The 18324-nt window shown below is 60.8% G+C and carries 17 protein-coding genes; 7 read left to right on the plus strand and 10 right to left on the minus strand.

Annotated features, from left to right (window positions below; all coding sequences use genetic code 11):
• The first annotated feature begins 159 nt into the window (after positions 1 to 159).
• A complete protein-coding gene (locus EGJ27_RS23305) occupies positions 160 to 2274 on the plus strand; it encodes a TonB-dependent siderophore receptor (protein ID WP_125833095.1) in 2115 nt (704 codons plus the stop codon).
• A gap of 114 nt (positions 2275 to 2388) precedes the next feature.
• On the opposite strand, the gene EGJ27_RS23310 is transcribed toward EGJ27_RS23305, so the two are convergent.
• From EGJ27_RS23310 to EGJ27_RS23325, 4 genes are read right to left on the minus strand one after another with little or no spacing between them, the layout of a single operon-like run.
• On the minus strand, positions 2389 to 3558 hold the full coding sequence (locus EGJ27_RS23310) for a betaine/proline/choline family ABC transporter ATP-binding protein (RefSeq protein ID WP_125833096.1): 1170 nt from the start codon (positions 3556 to 3558) through the stop codon (positions 2389 to 2391).
• The gene (locus EGJ27_RS23315) at positions 3555 to 4208 is read right to left on the minus strand and encodes an ABC transporter permease (protein WP_125833097.1); all 654 of its coding nucleotides are present in this window, start codon (positions 4206 to 4208) and stop codon (positions 3555 to 3557) included. The genes EGJ27_RS23310 and EGJ27_RS23315 overlap by 4 nt, the downstream gene beginning before the upstream one ends.
• Before the next feature lie 13 nt (positions 4209 to 4221).
• A complete protein-coding gene (locus EGJ27_RS23320; RefSeq protein WP_125833098.1) occupies positions 4222 to 5115 on the minus strand; it encodes a glycine betaine ABC transporter substrate-binding protein in 894 nt (297 codons plus the stop codon).
• A gap of 15 nt (positions 5116 to 5130) precedes the next feature.
• Positions 5131 to 5844, minus strand: coding sequence for an ABC transporter permease (locus tag EGJ27_RS23325; RefSeq protein ID WP_125833126.1), 714 nt, complete (start codon positions 5842 to 5844; stop codon positions 5131 to 5133).
• A 342-nt stretch (positions 5845 to 6186) separates the two neighbouring features.
• Between EGJ27_RS23325 and EGJ27_RS23335 the strand changes: the two genes are divergently transcribed.
• A complete protein-coding gene (locus EGJ27_RS23335; RefSeq protein WP_125833099.1) occupies positions 6187 to 7770 on the plus strand; it encodes a peptide chain release factor 3 in 1584 nt (527 codons plus the stop codon).
• 57 nt (positions 7771 to 7827) lie between these two features.
• Here EGJ27_RS23335 and EGJ27_RS23340 read toward each other — a convergent pair whose 3' ends face one another.
• A complete protein-coding gene (locus EGJ27_RS23340; protein WP_125833100.1) occupies positions 7828 to 8724 on the minus strand; it encodes a LysR family transcriptional regulator in 897 nt (298 codons plus the stop codon).
• 240 nt (positions 8725 to 8964) lie between these two features.
• Positions 8965 to 9549, minus strand: coding sequence for an NAD(P)H-dependent oxidoreductase (locus EGJ27_RS23345; protein ID WP_125833101.1), 585 nt, complete (start codon positions 9547 to 9549; stop codon positions 8965 to 8967).
• A 184-nt stretch (positions 9550 to 9733) separates the two neighbouring features.
• On the opposite strand from EGJ27_RS23345, the gene EGJ27_RS23350 reads away from it, so the two are divergent.
• Complete coding sequence (locus EGJ27_RS23350; protein ID WP_125833102.1) at positions 9734 to 10036, plus strand: putative quinol monooxygenase; 303 nt, start codon at positions 9734 to 9736, stop codon at positions 10034 to 10036.
• Here the strand turns inward: EGJ27_RS23350 and EGJ27_RS23355 are convergent.
• Genes EGJ27_RS23355 through selD form a run of 3 tightly spaced genes read right to left on the minus strand, consistent with a single transcriptional unit; the run spans position 10023 to position 12959 of the window.
• Positions 10023 to 10787, minus strand: a complete 765-nt coding sequence (locus EGJ27_RS23355; protein ID WP_125833103.1) for a sulfite exporter TauE/SafE family protein — start codon at positions 10785 to 10787, stop codon at positions 10023 to 10025. The genes EGJ27_RS23350 and EGJ27_RS23355 overlap by 14 nt on opposite strands.
• A gap of 40 nt (positions 10788 to 10827) precedes the next feature.
• The gene (gene mnmH / locus EGJ27_RS23360; RefSeq protein ID WP_125833104.1) at positions 10828 to 11925 is read right to left on the minus strand and encodes a tRNA 2-selenouridine(34) synthase MnmH; all 1098 of its coding nucleotides are present in this window, start codon (positions 11923 to 11925) and stop codon (positions 10828 to 10830) included.
• Positions 11925 to 12959, minus strand: a complete 1035-nt coding sequence (selD, locus tag EGJ27_RS23365) for a selenide, water dikinase SelD (RefSeq protein WP_125833105.1) — start codon at positions 12957 to 12959, stop codon at positions 11925 to 11927. The genes mnmH and selD overlap by 1 nt, the downstream gene beginning before the upstream one ends.
• Before the next feature lie 310 nt (positions 12960 to 13269).
• On the opposite strand from selD, the gene EGJ27_RS23370 reads away from it, so the two are divergent.
• From EGJ27_RS23370 to phnE, 4 genes are read left to right on the plus strand one after another with little or no spacing between them, the layout of a single operon-like run.
• Positions 13270 to 14121: a putative selenate ABC transporter substrate-binding protein gene (locus EGJ27_RS23370; protein ID WP_125833106.1), complete on the plus strand. Its 852-nt coding sequence runs from the start codon at positions 13270 to 13272 to the stop codon at positions 14119 to 14121.
• The gene (locus tag EGJ27_RS23375) at positions 14118 to 14915 is read left to right on the plus strand and encodes a phosphonate ABC transporter ATP-binding protein (protein ID WP_125833107.1); all 798 of its coding nucleotides are present in this window, start codon (positions 14118 to 14120) and stop codon (positions 14913 to 14915) included. Before EGJ27_RS23370 ends, EGJ27_RS23375 begins: the two co-directional genes overlap by 4 nt.
• Complete coding sequence (locus EGJ27_RS23380) at positions 14909 to 15736, plus strand: ABC transporter permease (RefSeq protein ID WP_125833108.1); 828 nt, start codon at positions 14909 to 14911, stop codon at positions 15734 to 15736. Before EGJ27_RS23375 ends, EGJ27_RS23380 begins: the two co-directional genes overlap by 7 nt.
• On the plus strand, positions 15733 to 16500 hold the full coding sequence (phnE, locus tag EGJ27_RS23385; protein WP_125833109.1) for a phosphonate ABC transporter, permease protein PhnE: 768 nt from the start codon (positions 15733 to 15735) through the stop codon (positions 16498 to 16500). Before EGJ27_RS23380 ends, phnE begins: the two co-directional genes overlap by 4 nt.
• 45 nt (positions 16501 to 16545) lie before the next feature.
• Here phnE and ggt read toward each other — a convergent pair whose 3' ends face one another.
• Complete coding sequence (ggt, locus tag EGJ27_RS23390; RefSeq protein ID WP_125833110.1) at positions 16546 to 18273, minus strand: gamma-glutamyltransferase; 1728 nt, start codon at positions 18271 to 18273, stop codon at positions 16546 to 16548.
• Positions 18274 to 18324 lie beyond the last annotated feature (51 nt).

Raw genomic sequence — 18324 nt, forward strand, 5'->3', positions numbered from 1 at the left:
ATACAGCCGTGCATCACTTTACCGTCACTATTAATAATAGGAATACTTATCGTTGCGATGTAGTTTTTCGAATATAGTTCCCGGCTCAAACCGATGGCTTCTGCGCAATTGAATTAGGCGACCCGCGTTGGAGCGTTCGAATAATCAAGGGAAACGAGCATGACCGATAACAAAACCAGCTCTACCACACGCTTGGCACGGCAACGCGCCACCGCTCTGTTCTGCGCGCCGCTGGTTTTCGTGCCGCTGGGCGCAACGGCAGAAGAGGTCAGCAAAGAAGATAACGCGTATCGCCTGGGTCCGATTATCGTTGATACGCAGGCCTATTATGATGACGACGCCAATTCGGTTGTTGCTCGAGAGCTTTGGGTTGGCGGCAAGGTCGCCACCAGCATCCTGAATACGCCGGCTTCTGTTTCAGTCATCACCCAAAAAGAAATGGAGCAACGCAGCGTAAACACCACAGAGGAGCTCCTGCAATATACGCCTAGCGTTATCACCGACTATTACGGCACTGACGACCGTAACGATTACTTTACTATCCGCGGGTTTCAAGCCACGACTTACCGTGACGGGATGACTCTGGGGTCAATGCGCGGTGTACGTGAAGAGCCGTTTGCCTATGAGCGCGTCGAGGTGCTGCGTGGCGCCAACTCCACCTTGTTCGGCCCGGCAGATCCCGGCGGTTCGGTTAATTTCGTGACCAAGAAACCGCGCTTCGACAAATTCGGCCAGGGTTATGTCACCTACGGTTCTTTCGACCATAAAGAAACCGGTATCGATGTAGGGGACTCGTTGAACGAAGATAAGACGCTGGCTTACCGCCTGACCGGCAAATTCCAGGACAGTGAGCGCGAATACGATCACTCCAGGGACGACAACGAGTTCTTGATGGGCGGCCTGACCTGGGCGCCAACCGCCTACACGTCGGCCACAGTGGTTGTGGATCACCTTAAAACCAAGAGTTCGCCCAACAGCGGCGGTTACCCGTTGGACAAGGAGTACGACCGCAGCAAATTCTTTGGCGAGCCGGATTACAACTTCCACGATGTAGAGCGCAACACCATCAGCGGTACCATCAGCCACGATTTTGACAATGGCTTCGTTCTGAGCAGCAACCTGCGCTACAGCAAATTGACGGACGACTTTGGCTACGTTTACATCAGCGATAACGCGGGCCGGACCGGCACCACGGTTGATCGTTTTCTCTTCGGGACCGACAGCGAAGCCGAGCAAATCAACGGCAACCTGATGCTGAAATACGATGTGCGCTTCGAAAATATCGACAGCAGTTCGATTGTGGGTGTGGAGTATCGTAACGACGAAAGCGAAGACACGTCGGTATACGCGTTGACCACACCTATTGATGTCGCGAATCCGGTGTACACCGGCACGCCTCGTGGCGTTGCGCCATATAGCCGCAATAAGCAGGACTACACGACCAAGTCCGTATTCATGCAGCAGAACTTCTCTTTTTATGAGCGTTTCATCCTTACCGCCGGGGTGCGCAACGATTCTCTGGATCTTTCCAGCACCGACATCACCGACACCAAAACCTCGGATAGCTTTTCGGAGAACTCAGTCCGTGGTGCTTTGACCTATATCGTCAACGACGAAGTTTCCACTTATGTCAGCATGGTGGAGTCTGTTTCCCCACCAACGATTGGTGTCACTCCGCAACGCGGCAAGCAGTATGAGGTTGGCGTGAAATATGCGCCTACGGGTATGAATGCGTTGTTCTCGGCAGCGGTATACGACCTGAACCAGGAAGACGTCACCATCGCCGTCGTTCAGCCTAATGGCACCATCGAACAGGAAACCGTCGGCGAGTCGAAAGTGCGAGGCCTTGATCTTGAGGCCAAAGCCGAGTTGACCGAAAACCTCAGCCTGATCGGCGGGTATTCCCTCATGAAGTCGGAAGTCGTGCGCGGTACTTTGTTCACCGGCACTTCACTCAAGGGCAACGAGTTTGCCGCCGTGCCAAAGCACTCCGCTTCGCTGTGGAGCTACTACGACATCCCGAACACTAAAATGAGTGCTGGCCTGGGTGCGCGTTATATCGGCTCCTACTATTTCGATGCCGCCAACACTGGCGACAAGAGTGACGCCACCACGCTGTTCGATGCTGCGTTCAAATACCAGATCGCCAAGGGCACCGATCTGGCAGTTAACGTGAGCAACCTTCTGGATGAACAGCATGTGGTCGGTTCCGGCACTGCCGACTTCTACAACCCTGGCCGTGAGGTCACCGCAAAAGTGAGTTACAGCTGGTAAAAGCCTTCTGCCTGAGGTGTGTCCGCGAAGAAGCCGTATGAGCAGCAACCTGTGCATCGCTCATACGGACGTTTTCGCGGACAAGCGGAACGCCGTCCGGTCCGCTCCCAAAGATCAGATGCTCGCCGCCTCCGCCGCAATATCAGCCGGCGAAACAATGCTGGTCTTCATACCCCGCGAACGACCCGAACTCAGGTAGGCCGCGATGGATTCCTGGGTCACTTCGCCGAGGAATACGTTTTCGGCATCCAGCACCGGCAGCCAGGCGCGGTTGAACTCGTACATGCGCGACAGCAGGATGCGCAGGTGTTCGTCGTAGGCCGCCGTGGCGTTGAATGGGCGCAGGAACTGGGCGCAGGTGCCGGTCTGGCGATGCAGGTCGCGACGACGCACATAACCCATGGCCTTGTTCTCGGCATCGGTCACCACGATGTAGCGACGGTCGTTTTCGTCCATCACGTCCAGCGCGTCGGCCACCGGGGTTTCCGGGCTGACCGACGGCGCGTTGTCCGCTGCATCTTCGGCCTTGACCAGCAGCAGGCGTTTCAGAGTGCTGTCCTGGCCGACGAAGTTGCTCACGAAATCGTCCACCGGGTGCGCCAGCAGCGTGTCCGGATGGTCGATCTGCAGCAGCTTGCCGCCGCGGAAAATAGCGATCTTGTCGCCCAGCTTGATGGCTTCGTCGATGTCGTGGCTGACCATGATCACGGTCTTGTTCAGCGCGCGCTGCATCTCGAAGAACTCGTTCTGGATCATTTCGCGGTTGATCGGATCGACCGCGCCGAACGGTTCGTCCATCAACAGCAAAGGCGCGTCGGCGGCCAGCGCGCGGATCACGCCGATACGCTGCTGCTGACCACCGGACAGTTCACGCGGGTAGCGATGCAGATACTGCTTGGGCTCAAGCTTGATCATGCTCATCAGTTCGCGCGCACGGTCGTGGCAACGCTTGGCATCCCAGCCCAGCAGCTTGGGCACGACCACGATGTTCTCCTCGATGGTCATGTTCGGGAACAGGCCGATCTGCTGGATCACGTAGCCGATGTTGCGACGCAGGGTCACTTCGTCCAGACCGGTGGTGTCTTCGCCATTGATCAGGATCTTGCCAGAGGTCGGCACGATCAGGCGGTTGATCATCTTCAGCGTGGTGCTCTTGCCGCAGCCCGACGGGCCGAGGAAGACGCAGATCTCGCCTTCGTTGACGGTGAGGCTGACCGAATCGACAGCCTTCACTTCTTTGCCGTTGCTCTGGAAAGTCTTGGAGAGGTTCTGGAGTTCGATCATTTCAGGAGTCCTTTTGGAGTCAGCGCGCGTTGCAGCCATTGCAGAAGAAGGTCAGCGATGATGGCCAGGATACTGACCAGCACGGCGCCCACGATCAGCATCGACATGTCGCTGCGGCTGATAGAAGCAAGAATGAGTACACCCAGACCACCGGCACCGATGGTGGCGGCGATGGTCATGACACCGATATTCATCACCACGGCGGTGCGAACACCGGCCAGGATCACCGGCACGGCAATCGGCAGTTCAACCATGCGCAGACGCTGGCCGAAGGTCATGCCGATACCCTTGGCGGCTTCGCGAATACCAGGTTCGACGCCAGTCAGCGCCAGATAGGTGTTGCGCATGATCGGCAGCAGCGAGTACAGAAACACAGCGGTGATTGCCGGCATCGGGCCAAGGCCCTGGCCGAACTTGGAATAAAACGGCAGCAGCAACCCGAACAGGGCAATCGATGGCACGGTCAGCAGCACCGTGGCGCTGGCCTGCAGCGGGCCGGCGAGGGCCGGGAAGCGGGTCATCAGGACGCCCAGGGGAACGCCGACCACAATTGCCAGGATGACCGCGATGCCGACCAACGTGATGTGCTGCCAGGTCAAATGAATGACCTGAGCCCAGTCCAGATGGGAGAAGGCGCTAAAAATGCTCATATCGTCTCCTTCCTTAGTTCAGGGGATGTTGGCGCAGAAAATCGGCGGCAACTTTGGATGGGCTTTCATGATCGACGTCGATGCGGGCGTTGAGGTCGATCATCGTCTGGTTGTCCAGCAGGTCGGCCAACGGCTTGAGCAGCGTGGCGATCTGCGGGTGCTTGTCCAGATACTCCTGACGAATCACCGGCGCTGCGGTGTAGTCCGGGAAATAACCCTTGTCGTCCTTGAGCACCTTGAGCTTGAACGCATTCAGGCGCCCGTCGGTGGTGTAGACCAGGCCAGCGAACACCTGGCCGTTACGCAACGCGGTGTAGACCAGCCCGCCATCCATCTGCCGCGTATTCTCGCGACCGAGATTCATGTCGTAATGCTTGACCAGCCCGACCAGACCGTCGGAACGGTTGGCGAACTCGGTGTCCAGCGCTACGAGATGACCCTCTTTGGCTTCATCTTTCAGGACGTTGGTCAGGTCGGTCATGGTGTTGATGTGCGGGTACTGGTCCGCAACTTTTTTCGGCAGCGCCAGGGCGTAGGTGTTGTTGAATTTCGACGGGGAAAGCCAGGCCAGGCCTTTCTTCGCGTCGACTTCCTTGACCCGTGCGTAGGTCTGCTCACTGTCGAGTTTTTCATCGATATGGTTGTAGGACACCAGGGAAACACCGGTGTACTCCCACAGCAGGTCCAGCTGGCTGGTTTCCTGTGCGCTACGCGCCAGGTTACTGCCCAGCCCGCCGGTAATCTGCACATCGAAGTTCTTGGTGCGCAGATACTGAGCGGTGATTTCAGCGAGGATGGTTTGCTCGGTAAAGACCCGTGCGCCGATGCGCAGCAAGGGTTTATCCGCAGCTTGGGCCAATGCCGGGAACAACAGGGCAAGGCCTAGAAACAAGCATATCTTTTTCATTGGAATTCCTTTCGCTCAGCGAGTCAGGCCACGTTCCAGCCACTTACGACTCGCGAGAGTCACCAGGCCATCGAGCAGCAGGGCGAGCAACGCGGTACACGCCGCACCCAGCACCAACTGCGGCTGATTATTCAGGGCGATGCCGGGGAAGATCAGACTGCCGAGGCTGTTGGCGCCGATCAGGAAAGCCAGCGGCGCAGTACCGACGTTGATCGCCAGTGCAACGCGCACACCACCGATGATGATCGGCACGGCGTTGGGCAATTCCACGCGCAGCAAGACCTGGCGCGGCGTCATGCCGATGCCGGTGGCGGCTTCCTTGAGCGAACCCTGAACGTTCTTCAAGCCTTCGTAGGTGTTGCGCACGATGGGCAGCAACGAGGCGAGAAACAGGGCGAAGATGGCGGGGCCACTGCCGATCCCGAGAATACCGAGAGCGATGGCCAGCACAGCGAGAGGAGGAACGGTGTTGCCAATGTTGAAGATCTGCATGAAGCGTTCAGCGCGGCCGACCATGCTGGGTCGGCTGAGGGCAATGCCCGCCGGAACCCCGACCACGATGGCCGCCAGCATTGAAACCGCTACCAGAAACAAATGCGCTTGCAGGTAGAACAACAGATCATCTTTATAGCGTTCAAACGTATCGATGCCGATCCAGTGGACCAGCAGGGCCAGGAGTACGATGGTGATCGCACCTCCCAATAGCCCCTTGCCATAGCGATTAGCCACGGGCGGACTCCTTATTTCAGTCGGCGAACATAACGACACGGCATCGGAGCAGATGCCGGCCAGAGCGTTCGCGAAGAGCAGCGGGTGGGTCGCCGGTAAGGGTTTAACCTCGGCGAAAACACAAGCCATGAGCGCAGCTTCGTCAAGCTAACTTGCTGATTTATCAGCCCTTGATCTCAGCCATGCGCTGGCTGATGCGAAGGAGTGGACGTCTCCACAGCCGGAAAGGTTCCCATGCAAGACAGCATTTGGCCACCCTTAATCGACTGAACGGTTCGGTTATTGCCCTGAGTTGAGCTATAATCTGCGCCCTTTTTTTGACTCTCTTTCAGGCGATTTCCCATGACCCAACAGGCCGCCGAAGTCGCGAAACGCCGCACCTTCGCCATCATTTCCCACCCGGACGCCGGTAAAACCACCATCACGGAAAAACTCTTGCTCATGGGCAAGGCTATCTCTGTGGCAGGTACGGTCAAGTCCCGTAAGTCTGATCGTCACGCGACGTCCGACTGGATGGAAATGGAGAAACAGCGCGGCATTTCCATTACCACTTCGGTCATGCAGTTTCCTTATCGGGATCACATGATCAACCTGCTCGACACCCCGGGCCACGAAGACTTCTCGGAAGACACCTACCGCACCCTGACGGCGGTGGACTCGGCACTGATGGTTCTGGACGGCGGTAAGGGCGTCGAGCCGCGCACCATCGCGCTGATGGACGTCTGCCGCCTGCGCGACACGCCGATCGTGAGCTTCATCAACAAGCTCGACCGCGATATCCGCGACCCGATCGAACTGCTGGACGAGATCGAAGCGGTCCTGAAGATCAAGGCCGCGCCGATCACCTGGCCGATCGGCTGCTACCGCGATTTCAAGGGTGTTTACCACCTGGCCGACGACTACATCATCGTCTACACCGCCGGTCATGGTCATGAACGCACCGAAACCAAGATCATCCAGAAACTGGATTCCGACGAAGCTCGCGCTCACCTGGGCGACGAATACGACCGTTTCGTCGAGCAACTGGAACTGGTTCAGGGCGCCTGCCACGAATTCAACCAGCAGGAATTCATCGACGGCCAGCTGACTCCGGTGTTCTTCGGCACCGCGCTGGGCAACTTCGGTGTCGATCACGTACTCGATGCCGTGGTGGACTGGGCGCCGAAGCCACTGGCACGCGTTGCCAACGAGCGCATCGTCGAGCCGCAGGAAGAGAAGTTCAGCGGTTTCGTGTTCAAGATCCAGGCGAACATGGACCCTAAACACCGCGACCGTATCGCATTCATGCGCATCTGCTCGGGCCGCTACGACAAGGGCATGAAGATGCGTCATGTCCGCCTGGGCAAGGACGTGCGGATCGGCGACGCGCTGACCTTCTTCTCCTCCGAACGTGAACAGCTGGAAGAGGCCTACGCCGGCGACATCATCGGCCTGCACAACCACGGCACGATCCAGATCGGCGATACCTTCACCGAAGGCGAAAGCCTGGGCTTCACTGGTATTCCGCACTTTGCACCGGAACTGTTCCGCCGCGTGCGATTGAAAGACCCGCTCAAGTCCAAGCAACTGCGTCAGGGCCTGCAACAATTGGCCGAAGAAGGCGCCACCCAGGTGTTCTTCCCGCAGCGCAGCAACGACATCATTCTCGGCGCGGTCGGCGTGTTGCAGTTCGATGTGGTCGCCAGCCGTCTGAAGGAAGAATACAAGGTCGAATGCGCCTACGAGCCGATCACCGTCTGGTCGGCCCGCTGGATTGACTGCGCGGACAAGAAGAAGCTCGAAGAATTCGAGAACAAGGCAGTGGAAAACCTGGCATTGGACGGCGGCGGTCACCTGACCTACCTCGCGCCGACGCGGGTCAACCTAGCGCTGATGGAAGAGCGCTGGCCGGACGTGAAATTCCGCGCTACCCGCGAGCACCACTGATCCAGCGAGCGGCGTCCCTGCACCCCATGCAGGGACGCCGTGCGCGACTGGCGCCGGTCAGTGCGCGTATTCCTTGAGCTTTTCCTGCATGAAATCCAGAAAGCACTGAATCCTCAATGCCAGCTGGGAGTTGCGGTAGTACACCGCATTGATCAGCTGCCGATAGCCGCTGTTGGCTTCATCCAACACGCTCACCAACTGCCCTTGGCGAATGTCTTCATGGGTCATGAAGTCCGACAGGCAGGCAATCCCCTCCCCCGCCAACGCCAGATGCCGCAAGGTGTCGCCGCTCGACGCCGACAGCGCCGGCCGGATTACCAGCCGATCGCCTTCCGCATGCCGTAGCGGCCAGTGGTTGAGTGCGTCCACCTGGGTGAAACCCAACAGCGTGTGATGCGCCAGCTCCTCGACGGTGTCCGGCGTGCCGTGGCGTTGCAGGTAAGCGGGGCTGGCGACGATGTTGAGCGGGCAACTGCCGAGAAAGCGGGCATGCAGCGTCGAATCGGGTAATGGACCAAGGCGGATGGCGATGTCGGTGCTCTGCTCCAGAAGGTCGATGAACCAGTCGTCGCTGTTGAGTTCGAGCTGGATATCGGGATACAGCCGCCGAAACTCGGCGACGTGCGGCACCACCGAATGCAGCATGAACGGCGAAGCCGCATTGACGCGCAAGCGCCCGGCAGGGCTTTGCCGGGATGAACTCAGGTGCTCTTCGAGGCTTTCCATCTGTTCGAGAATTTGCCGGGCACGCTCCAGAAAGAACTTGCCCTCCTCGGTCAGGTCCATGCGCCGCGTGGTGCGGTTGATCAGCGTGGTTTCCAGCTTGGCCTCCAGCCGCGACAAGGTCCGGCTGATCCCCGAAGGCGTCTGGCCCATTTTCTCGGCAGCGGCGGAAATCGACCCGCTCTCGATGACGGAGACAAACACCTGCAACTCGTCGGATCTGGCTTTCACGAAAGTCCCCTGCGTAAAACACGTGGGGATGTTAGCACTGCGTGGCACTAGCTTGATGCCGACGTGGACGTTGTGGGCGGCAGCTTGCTGGCGACAGCGGTGTAACAGTCACTCTTGCAGCGGCAGATATGTCGTCGTCGCGAGCAGGCTCCCTCCCACAGTCCTGCGCTGGCGATTGAGAAACCATGCGACTGAACCGACCTCTTCGCCAGCAGCCTGGCTTCTACAGTTCGGCCTTCCTTAAACAGCGAAGACTTTCGCCAAATGCGCTTCGTAGCGCTTCACGTCGTGCTCGACGTTGGGCACTTTCATCACGTCCACTGCCAGGAACGTCGGCAGGCTGGTCATGCCCAGGAACTGGTTGGCCTTGTGGAACGGGAAGTACACGGCGTCCACACCCTTGGCTTCGAAGAAGTCGGTTGGGTCATCAAAAGCTTGCTGCGGCGCATTCCAGGTGGCGGAAATCATGTATTGCTTGCCGTGCAGCAAACCGCCGCTGCCGTATTTCTGCGAAGCGTCGGAACGAGTGCGGCCATCGTTGGCGTACAGGCTGCCGTGACCTTCGGTGAACACCTCGTCGATGTACTTCTTCACCGTCCACGGCGCGCCCATCCACCAGCCGGGCATTTGCCAGACAATCACATCGGCCCACAGAAACTTCTGCACTTCCTCGGCGACGTCGTAACCGCCATCGATGAAAGTTTCCTTCACATCAAAACCCGCGTGATCCATGAAGGCCACGCCCGCTTCGTGCAGCGTCGCGTTGTAGCGGCCGTCGGAGTGGGCGAATTGTTTGCCGCCGTTGAGGAACAGTATCTTTTTCATTGCAAGCCTCTCGATGTTCGCCCCTTTTGCAGCGAGGGCGAAGGTCATTAACTGATGGGCCGCAGAATAAAGAGGTATCGGCTTATGAAAAAGAATGACTTCGGCAAATTACATTTGTCTCAGGCTCACGAATCACCTGGCCATTGTTGACTTAGAATGGCACCCGTCATTTCAGGAGAGACTCATGAGCGAACAGCTAGGCTTCATCATTCACGCTTACACGCGTCCGGAAAAATCGGCGGAGTTCGAAGCGTTCTTTGCCGCCCACGTGGCTGCCAGCCGTCTGGAGCCAGGCTGTATCGAGTACCACATGTTGCGGGACCGGCAGGATCCGACGCTGTTCATCTTCTACGAGATCTGGGAATCCCAGGCGCATCTCGACGTGCATTCGGCCTTGCCGCACATGGCGGAGTTCGCCGGCAAGCGCATGGAGTATCTGGTCCGGGACTTCGAGTTTCATCGAGTGGACACGATCAGCCCGCGATAAGCAGATGCAATCCGAGCGCGCCCATGCCGATAAAGAACACGCGCTTGAACACCACGGCGCTGATCCGCTGCCGCAGCCACTGGCCAAGCATCATGCCCAGCAGCGCCGGAATCAGCGCCAACATCGAAGCGCCCAGTTCGCCGCCGCCCAATGCGCCGGTCCACATCAGCCCCAAGGCCAGTGCCAGCGTCGAGACGGTGAATGACAGACCGAGCGACTGCACCAGTTGATCGCGCTCAAGGCCCAATGCCTGCAGATACGGCACGGCCGGAATCACGAACACGCCCGTCGCCGAGGTAATCAACCCGGTGATCAGGCCACATAGCGGCCCCATCCACTGCTGCGCTCGGGCCGGGATTTTCAGCGTCGGCAGGAACAACCCGCTCAACGCATAGAGAAACAAGGCGGCGCCCAGCGCGCGCGTCACCCAATGCCCGCCACTCATGCCCAGCCACAGCGAACCTGCGCAGGTACCGATGAATACCATCGTGAGCATGGGCCACAGTCGCGCCAGCAAGGCACGCAAATGCCCGCCGGTCGCCAGTTGCCATACGTTGGTGAAAGTCGACGGAATGATGAGCAGCGCGGCGGCCTGCGCCGGCAGCATCGCCAGGCCCAGCAACCCCATTGCCACCGTGGGCAGGCCCAGGCCGATCACGCCCTTGACCGTACCGGCCAGCAGGAACGTACCGATGACCAGCGCCGTCAAGGCCCAGCCGAGGGTCTGGTAGAAATCGAGGATCGCGTGCATGCCGTCATCCTGAGGCTGGATCGCTTTAAAACTCTGGCCCCTACAAGGTGTTGCGTTGTTTCAGGTAGGCCACGACTTCCGCCTGTGTTCCGGCGAACTCGATGCGCGATGCCTTGTGCTCACGCTGGTAGGCGTACATCGGGTCGTAATATTCGCCGAGCAGGCCCTCGATCCAGCCGCGATGCAGCTCCACCGCACCGCTGCGCTGTTGGTCTTCAAGCGCCGTCTGCATGATCGCCAGCAAACGCTGATGCCGCTCGCCGCCCAGACGTTTGTGAATATTGTTGAGGCTTTGCAGCAGCCGCTCGCTGAACAGGGTAAAGCCGGTCTCGCCGCCGCGTGCTTCGATGAACTCGGCGCACAAGTCCACGACGTAATCCTTGAGGATGCGCTCGACGCGGTTCTCGAAACTGTCCTCCAGCCACACCATCGGATAATCCTGCATGCCTTGATGCAGTTCCAGCGGCACGTTGCAGCTACCGACCAGACGGCTTTCGTCTTCCAGCACGAACTGTTCGATGCCCGCCGCACGCTTCTTGAGAATGTCGATGGCCAGGCGATTCTCGAAATCGATCTGCGCCGGCTGGGCGGTGGCGCGCTTGCCGAAACTCGACCCGCGATGATTGGCGATGCCTTCCAGATCCAGACTATTGGGCAGTTGCGCCAGCACTTCGGTCTTGCCGGTGCCGGTCATGCCGCCGAGTACCACGAACGCGCATTCGGTGACCGCCGCGTGCAGCGTGTCCAGCAGGAAAGTGCGCATGGCCTTGTAGCCGCCGGTCACCAGCGGGTAATCGACGCCGCTTTCTTTCAGCCAACGCTGCACGGTTTGCGAGCGCAGGCCGCCGCGGAAGCAATACAGGTAGCCGTCGGGATGGGCCTTGGCGAACGCCGTCCAGGCGGCAATGCGCTCGGCCTTGGTCTGGCCGGACACCAATTGGTGGCCCAGCTTGATGGCGGCTTCCTGGCCGTGCTGTTTGTAGCAAGTGCCGACCTTCTGCCGCTCGATGTCGGTCATCAGCGGCAGGTTGAGCACACCGGGAAAAGCGCCTTTGGAGAATTCAACCGGAGCGCGGGCGTCCATCATCGGAACGTCGTTGAGGAACAGCGCGCGGTAGTCGGTGGTGTTGCGAGCCATCAAAACACCTCGACCGCGTGGCTCTGTCGCTCGACCAGCGTGCCGATGGCATTCAACTGCAGGCCCAGTTCGCCGGCCACCGCCAGAAACTCCGCTTCGCCTTCAGGGCTGACGGCGATCAACAAGCCGCCGCTGGTCTGCGGGTCGCACAGCAAGTCGCGCTGGGCATCGGTGATGGCGGCGATCTTGTCGCCGTAGCTGTCGAAGTTGCGCAACGTGCCGCCGGGCACGCAGCCCTCGGCGATGTAATGATCGACGCCCGGCAGGCGCGGTACGGCAGCGTAGTCCAGGCGCGCGGTCAGGCCCGCGCCGTCCGCCATTTCCACCAGATGCCCGAGCAGGCCGAAGCCGGTAACGTCAGTCATGGCCGCAACACCCGCCAGCTTGCCGAAGCGGCTGCCGGGCTTGTTCAGCGTGCACATCCAGTCGCGGGCCAGGCCGATGTCCTGCTCGCGCAGTTTCGATTTCTTTTCCGCTGTGGTGAGGATGCCGATACCCAGGGGTTTGGTCAGGTACAGCGTGCAGCCGGTCTGGGCGGTGTCATTGCGTTTCATGTGCTTTTTCTGCACCACGCCGGTGACCGCCAGGCCGAAGATCGGCTCCGGCGCATCGATGGAATGCCCGCCGGCCAGCGGAATGCCCGCTTCGTCGCACACCGCACGGCCGCCACGAATCACTTCGCGGGCCACTTCCGGTGGCAGCACATTGACCGGCCAGCCGAGAATGGCGATGGCCATCAGCGGGTCGCCGCCCATCGCATAGATGTCGCTGATGGCATTGGTGGCGGCAATGCGCCCGAAGTCGTAAGGGTCGTCGACGATGGGCATGAAAAAGTCGGTGGTCGACACCACACCGCGCTCGTCGTCCAGGGCGTAGACCGCAGCGTCGTCGCGGGACGCATTGCCGACCCAGAGCTTGGGGTCCAGGTTCTGCGCGCCACTGCCGGCGAGGATCACGTCCAGCACTTTGGGCGAAATCTTGCAGCCACAACCGGCACCGTGGCTGTATTGGGTCAGACGGATCGGCTCGCTCATCGCAACACTCTCGGACACTGGGAAACAGGGTGTGGAGTCTAGGGGGTGCGGTCGGGGTAGTGCAAACCGCGTTGCCCCGTTCGCCGCAGGAGCAAGCCTGCTCGCGGCGGCGGCATTACAGGCCGCACATTGGTCGTGGATGTACGAAGTTCAACGCGGGCAAGCGCGCTCGTACAGACTCTTCGACGAAGACCGAGCATTTGATAACTGGCCTTTCTCGCACCGGTTCTTATAATCGCCGCAATTCCTGCAAAGCGTCGTCTGGCGCTCTGTCCTTCCGTTTTTTCCGCCATTTAACCGGAGAACTCCCATGTTCAAGCGTACCCTCGCGCTGGCCGCCGGCCTTGCCCTGTCTTTTTCCGCTCTGACCAGCCACGCCGCTGACACATTGCGGGTCTCGGCCATTCCCGATGAAGCGCCAACCGAACTGCTGCGCAAGTTCAAGCCATTGGGCGCGTATCTGGAAGAGCGCCTGGGCATGAAGGTGGAGTTCGTTCCGGTGGCCGACTATCCGGCCGTTGTCGAAGCCCTGGCGACCGACCGTCTGGACATGGCCTGGCTGGGCGGTTTCACCTTCGTCCAGGTCAACCTCAAGACCGGCAATGCACTGCCGCTGGTTCAGCGTGAGCAGGATGCGCAATTCACCAGCAAATTCATCACGTCCGACCCCAGCGTGAAATCCCTGGCCGACCTCAAGGGCAAGACGTTCGCCTTCGGCTCGGTGTCGTCGACGTCCGGCAGCCTGATGCCGCGCTTCTTCATGCTCAAGGACAACATCAAGCCTGAGACCTATTTCAGCCGCGTCGCCTATTCCGGCGCCCACGACGCCACCGCCGCCTGGGTTCAGGCCGGCAAGGTCGATGCCGGTGTGCTGAACGCCAGCGTGTGGGACAAACTGGTCGCCAGCGGTAAGGTCGACACTGACAAGGTCAAAGTCTTCGCCACCACGCCCACCTACTTCGATTACAACTGGACCGTGCGCGGCACCCTCGACCCGGCGCTGGCGCAGAAGATCAAGCAGGCGTTCCTGGATCTGGACCCGGCCAAGCCTGAGCAAAAGGCGATCCTCGATCTGCAGGCTGCCAGCCGTTTCATCGAAACCAGGCCTGAAAACTACAAGGGCATCGAAGAGGCCGCCCGCGCTGCCGACCTGCTGAAATGACGCTGCGTCTATCCGGGATAGACCTTCGCCACAGTAACGGCACACTTGCGCTGCAAGGCGTGCAGCTGGACATCGCAAAGGGCGAGCGGGTGGCGATCATCGGCCCGTCCGGCGCGGGCAAGACCACCCTGCTCAACCTGCTGGCCAGCGCCTTGCCGCCCAGCGCCGGGCAACTGAACGTGCTGGGCGCCAACCCGTGGCAGCTTTCCAGTCGCCAGCGCCAGCGCTTGCGCAGCCGCATTGCACTGATTCATCAGGCGCCACCGCTGCCGCCGCGCCAGCGGGTGGTCACTGCGGTGCTGGCCGGCAAGCTCGGCCAGTGGGGATTGGGTAAAAGCCTGCTGAACCTGCTGCATCCGCTGGACGTTCCCGGCGCACGTGCGGTTCTCGCCCGACTGGATCTGGCCGACAAGCTGTTTGATCGCTGCCAGCAACTGTCCGGCGGCCAGCTGCAACGCGTCGGCATTGCGCGTGCGCTGTATCAGGCAGCGGAATTGTTGCTGGCCGACGAGCCGGTATCGGCCATGGACCCTCGTCTGGCGGACCACACCCTGGCGCTGCTGTGCGAGCACGCCGTCACGCACAACGTGACGCTGATCGCCAGCCTGCACGCGGTGGACCTGGCCCTGGCTCATTTCCCGCGGATCATCGGCGTGCGCGACGGACGAATCCATTTCGACCTGCCCGCCGGCGCTGTCGAAACCCGGCATCTGGATACCCTGTATGCCAACGCGCAGCTGAGCCAGCGCCCGAGCGCCGCCGCGCCCGTCATCCTTACGGCGCCGCGATGCTGAGCCGTGATCGTCGTGACCCCGCTGCCGTACCGCGCCTGCTGCTGGCGCTACTGGCGATCCTGTTGCTGTGGCCCGGCATCCGCCTCGCCGAGCTGAATCCGCTGGTGCTATTGCAGCCGGAAAACACCCGCTCCATGGGCCATTTTCTTGCTGATTTCTGGCCGCCTGCGCATTCGGCCGACTTCCTCGACCTGCTGCTCGACGCCACGCTGCAAACCTTGGCTATCGCTACGGCGGGCATGGCACTGGCGCTGGTGCTGGCCGTGCCGATGAGTCTGCTGGCCAGCCGCGCGCTGTCGCTGTCCGCCGCTTCACGCAATGGTCGCCCCGGTTGGCTGGGCCAGTGCGTGCGCTGGCCGGTGCGCGGGTTGCTGATTTTCCTGCGCAGCGTGCCGGAAATCGTCTGGGCCTTGTTGTTCGTGCGTGCAGTGGGGTTGGGGCCTACAGCGGGCGTACTGGCGATTGCGATTACCTACGCGGGCATGCTCGGCAAGGTCTACGCCGAGATTTATGAGTCCGTCGACCAACGCCCGGCCCACGCGTTGATGCAGGCCGGCAGTGGTCGGATCGCCGCGCTGGTCTACGGCATCCTGCCCAGCGCTGGGGCCGAGCTGACGTCCTACACGGTTTACCGCTGGGAATGCGCCGTGCGCGCGTCGGTGGTGATGGGCTTCGTCGGGGCCGGTGGGCTTGGGCAACAGATCGACCTGTCGATGCGCATGTTCGCCGGTGCCGAAGTGGCCAGCATGCTGCTGACCTTTCTGGTTCTGGTGCTGCTGGCTGATCAGCTCAGTCGTCTTTTGCGCGGGAGGTTCACATGAGACGCGCAGGCAACCTGCTGCTGGTGCTGGCGATCATTGCGGCCGTCGTTGGCTCGTTCATCTATCTGGGCTTGGACCTCGTCGCGATAAGCAGTCCTGACAGCCTGGGACAGATGGGCAGTTACGCGCTGCGCTTCATGAGTCCGGACGTGAGCCGCGAGCATCTGTTCGCTATCAGCCACGGCGCGCTGGAGACTCTGGCGATGTCGGCGCTGGGCACGTTGCTGGCGGCAATTTTCGGTCTGCTGCTGGCCTTGCCCGCGGCCGGTCGCCTGGGTTGGCCGCTGCGCAGCACCAGTCGCCTGTTGCTCAATGCGTTGCGCGCAATTCCCGAACTGGTCTGGGCGGTGTTGATGGTGTTGGCGGCCGGACTCGGACCCAATGCCGGAACCCTGGCGTTGGCGCTGCACACCACCGGCGTGCTGGGCCGGCTGTTTGCCGAAGCGCTGGAAAACACCCCGCCGCAGCCCGCCGCCGCGATCCGCCTGCAAGGCGGCAGTGCCTGGCAGGCATTCTGTTACGGCACGCTGCCCAATCTGTGGCCGCAGTTGCTGGCGTACACCCTGTACCGCTGGGAAAACAACATTCGCATGGCGAGTATTCTCGGCCTGGTCGGCGCGGGCGGTCTGGGGCAGATGCTCTACGTCAACCTCAGCCTGTTCCAGGAAGCCCAGGCAAGCACGGTGATTCTGGCCATGCTGGTGCTGGTGTTCGCGGTGGACGCGCTCAGCGGCTGGAGCCGCCAGCGCTGGGTGCGAAGCTAGCGCCGCCGCTCGGTACAAGCCGCAGCGGCGCTGATTCAAACGCCCTCAGTAGCCCAGGGAAAGCCCGGTGTTGCGGCGCGGGTCGTTGGCGCCGTAGAAGCGGTTCTTGCCGACCGGCTCGCCGCCCAGTGACGGCGCGCCCACCAGAATCGCCGCGACATGATTGAGCGGTTGCGGACCGGCGAACTTGTGGCCCCAGCTTTCCAGGATCTTCAGGGTGTCGGGGCTCACGGCGAAGGTGTCGATATTGGTCTCTTGCGGCTGCCATTGTTGATGGAAGCGTGGTGCATCGACCGCTTCCTGAATGTTCATGCCGTAATCGATCACATTGAGCATGGTCAGCAAGGTCGCGGTAATGATCCGGCTGCCGCCTGGCGTGCCGACCACCATTACGGTCTTGCCGTCCTTGGTGACGATGGTCGGGCTCATGGACGACAACGGCGTCTTGCCGGGTGCGATGGCATTGGCTTCGCCCTGCACCAGACCGTACATGTTGGGTACGCCGACTTTCACCGTGAAGTCGTCCATTTCATCGTTGAGCAGCACGCCGGTCTTGCTGGCCATGACGCCTGCGCCGAACCAGTTGTTGAGGGTGTAGGTCACGGAGACCGCGTTGCCCCACTTGTCGACGATGGAGTAATGGGTAGTGTTGTTGCCTTCATGAGGCGCGACGCCCGGTTTGATGGCGTTGGAATCGCCTGCCTTCTGTGGCTCGATGGCGGCGCGCAGCTTGGCCGCATAGTTGCGGTCCAGCAGGTGCTCGACCGGGTTCTTGACGAAATCCGGGTCGCCCAGATAGCTGTTGCGGTCCACATAGGCATGGCGCATGGCTTCGATCTGGTAATGCATGCCCTGGGCCGAACGGAAGCCCAGCTCTTTCATCGGGTAGCCTTCCAGAATGTTGAGAATCTGGCAGATCACCACACCGCCGGAGCTGGGTGGCGGCGCCGAGACCACGTGGTAGCCGCGATAGTCGCATTCGACCGGTGCCAGTTCGCGGGTCTTGTAGTTGTCCAGATCGGCCTGGGTGATGATGCCTTTGCCCGCCTGGCTGGAATCCACCAGCGCCTTGGCGACCCAGCCTTTGTAGAAGCCGTCGTTGCCCTTGCCGGAAATCTCGCGCAGGGTTTTGGCCAGGTCTTTCTGCACCAGTTTCTGGCCGACCTGCATGGCCTCGCCCTGATGCAGGAAGATCGCGCCGGAGTCGGCCATATCGGCCTTGAACACGTCCGTGGCGGTGGACAACAGGTCGATATCGCCCTGCTCCAGCACGAACCCGTCTTCGGCCAGTTTGATGGCCGGTGCGATCAGGTCCTCCCGCTTGAAGGTGCCGTATTTTGCGCGGGCCATTTCCATGCCCGACACGGTACCCGGCACGCCGACCGCCAGATGGCCGACGGCGCTCAGGTCCGGCACCACGTTGCCCTGTTTGTCCAGGTACATGTCGGCGGTGGCCGCCAGCGGCGCTTTTTCGCGGAAGTCGAGGAAGGTCTTGCGACCGTCCGCCAGCTGCACGGTCATGAATCCGCCACCACCGAGATTGCCGGCGGCCGGGTAAACCACTGCCAGCGCGTAGCCGACGGCGACAGCGGCATCTACCGCATTGCCGCCGTCCTTGAGTACGTCCACGCCCACACGGGTCGCGAGGTGCTGGGCGCTGACGACCATGCCATTTTCAGCGGCAACCGGTGCCTGGGAAGCGGCATGAGCGGGGACATGAATCAGGATGAATGCCGTCGCGATGAGCGATCTGGCGAAAGGCTCGAACTTCATGGTGATCTCTTCTTTTTCTTGAGGGGCAAAGGCGGGTGCCAGGCAATCGTC

This window comes from Pseudomonas sp. v388 (assembly GCF_003935425.1).
Taxonomy (GTDB): domain Bacteria; phylum Pseudomonadota; class Gammaproteobacteria; order Pseudomonadales; family Pseudomonadaceae; genus Aquipseudomonas.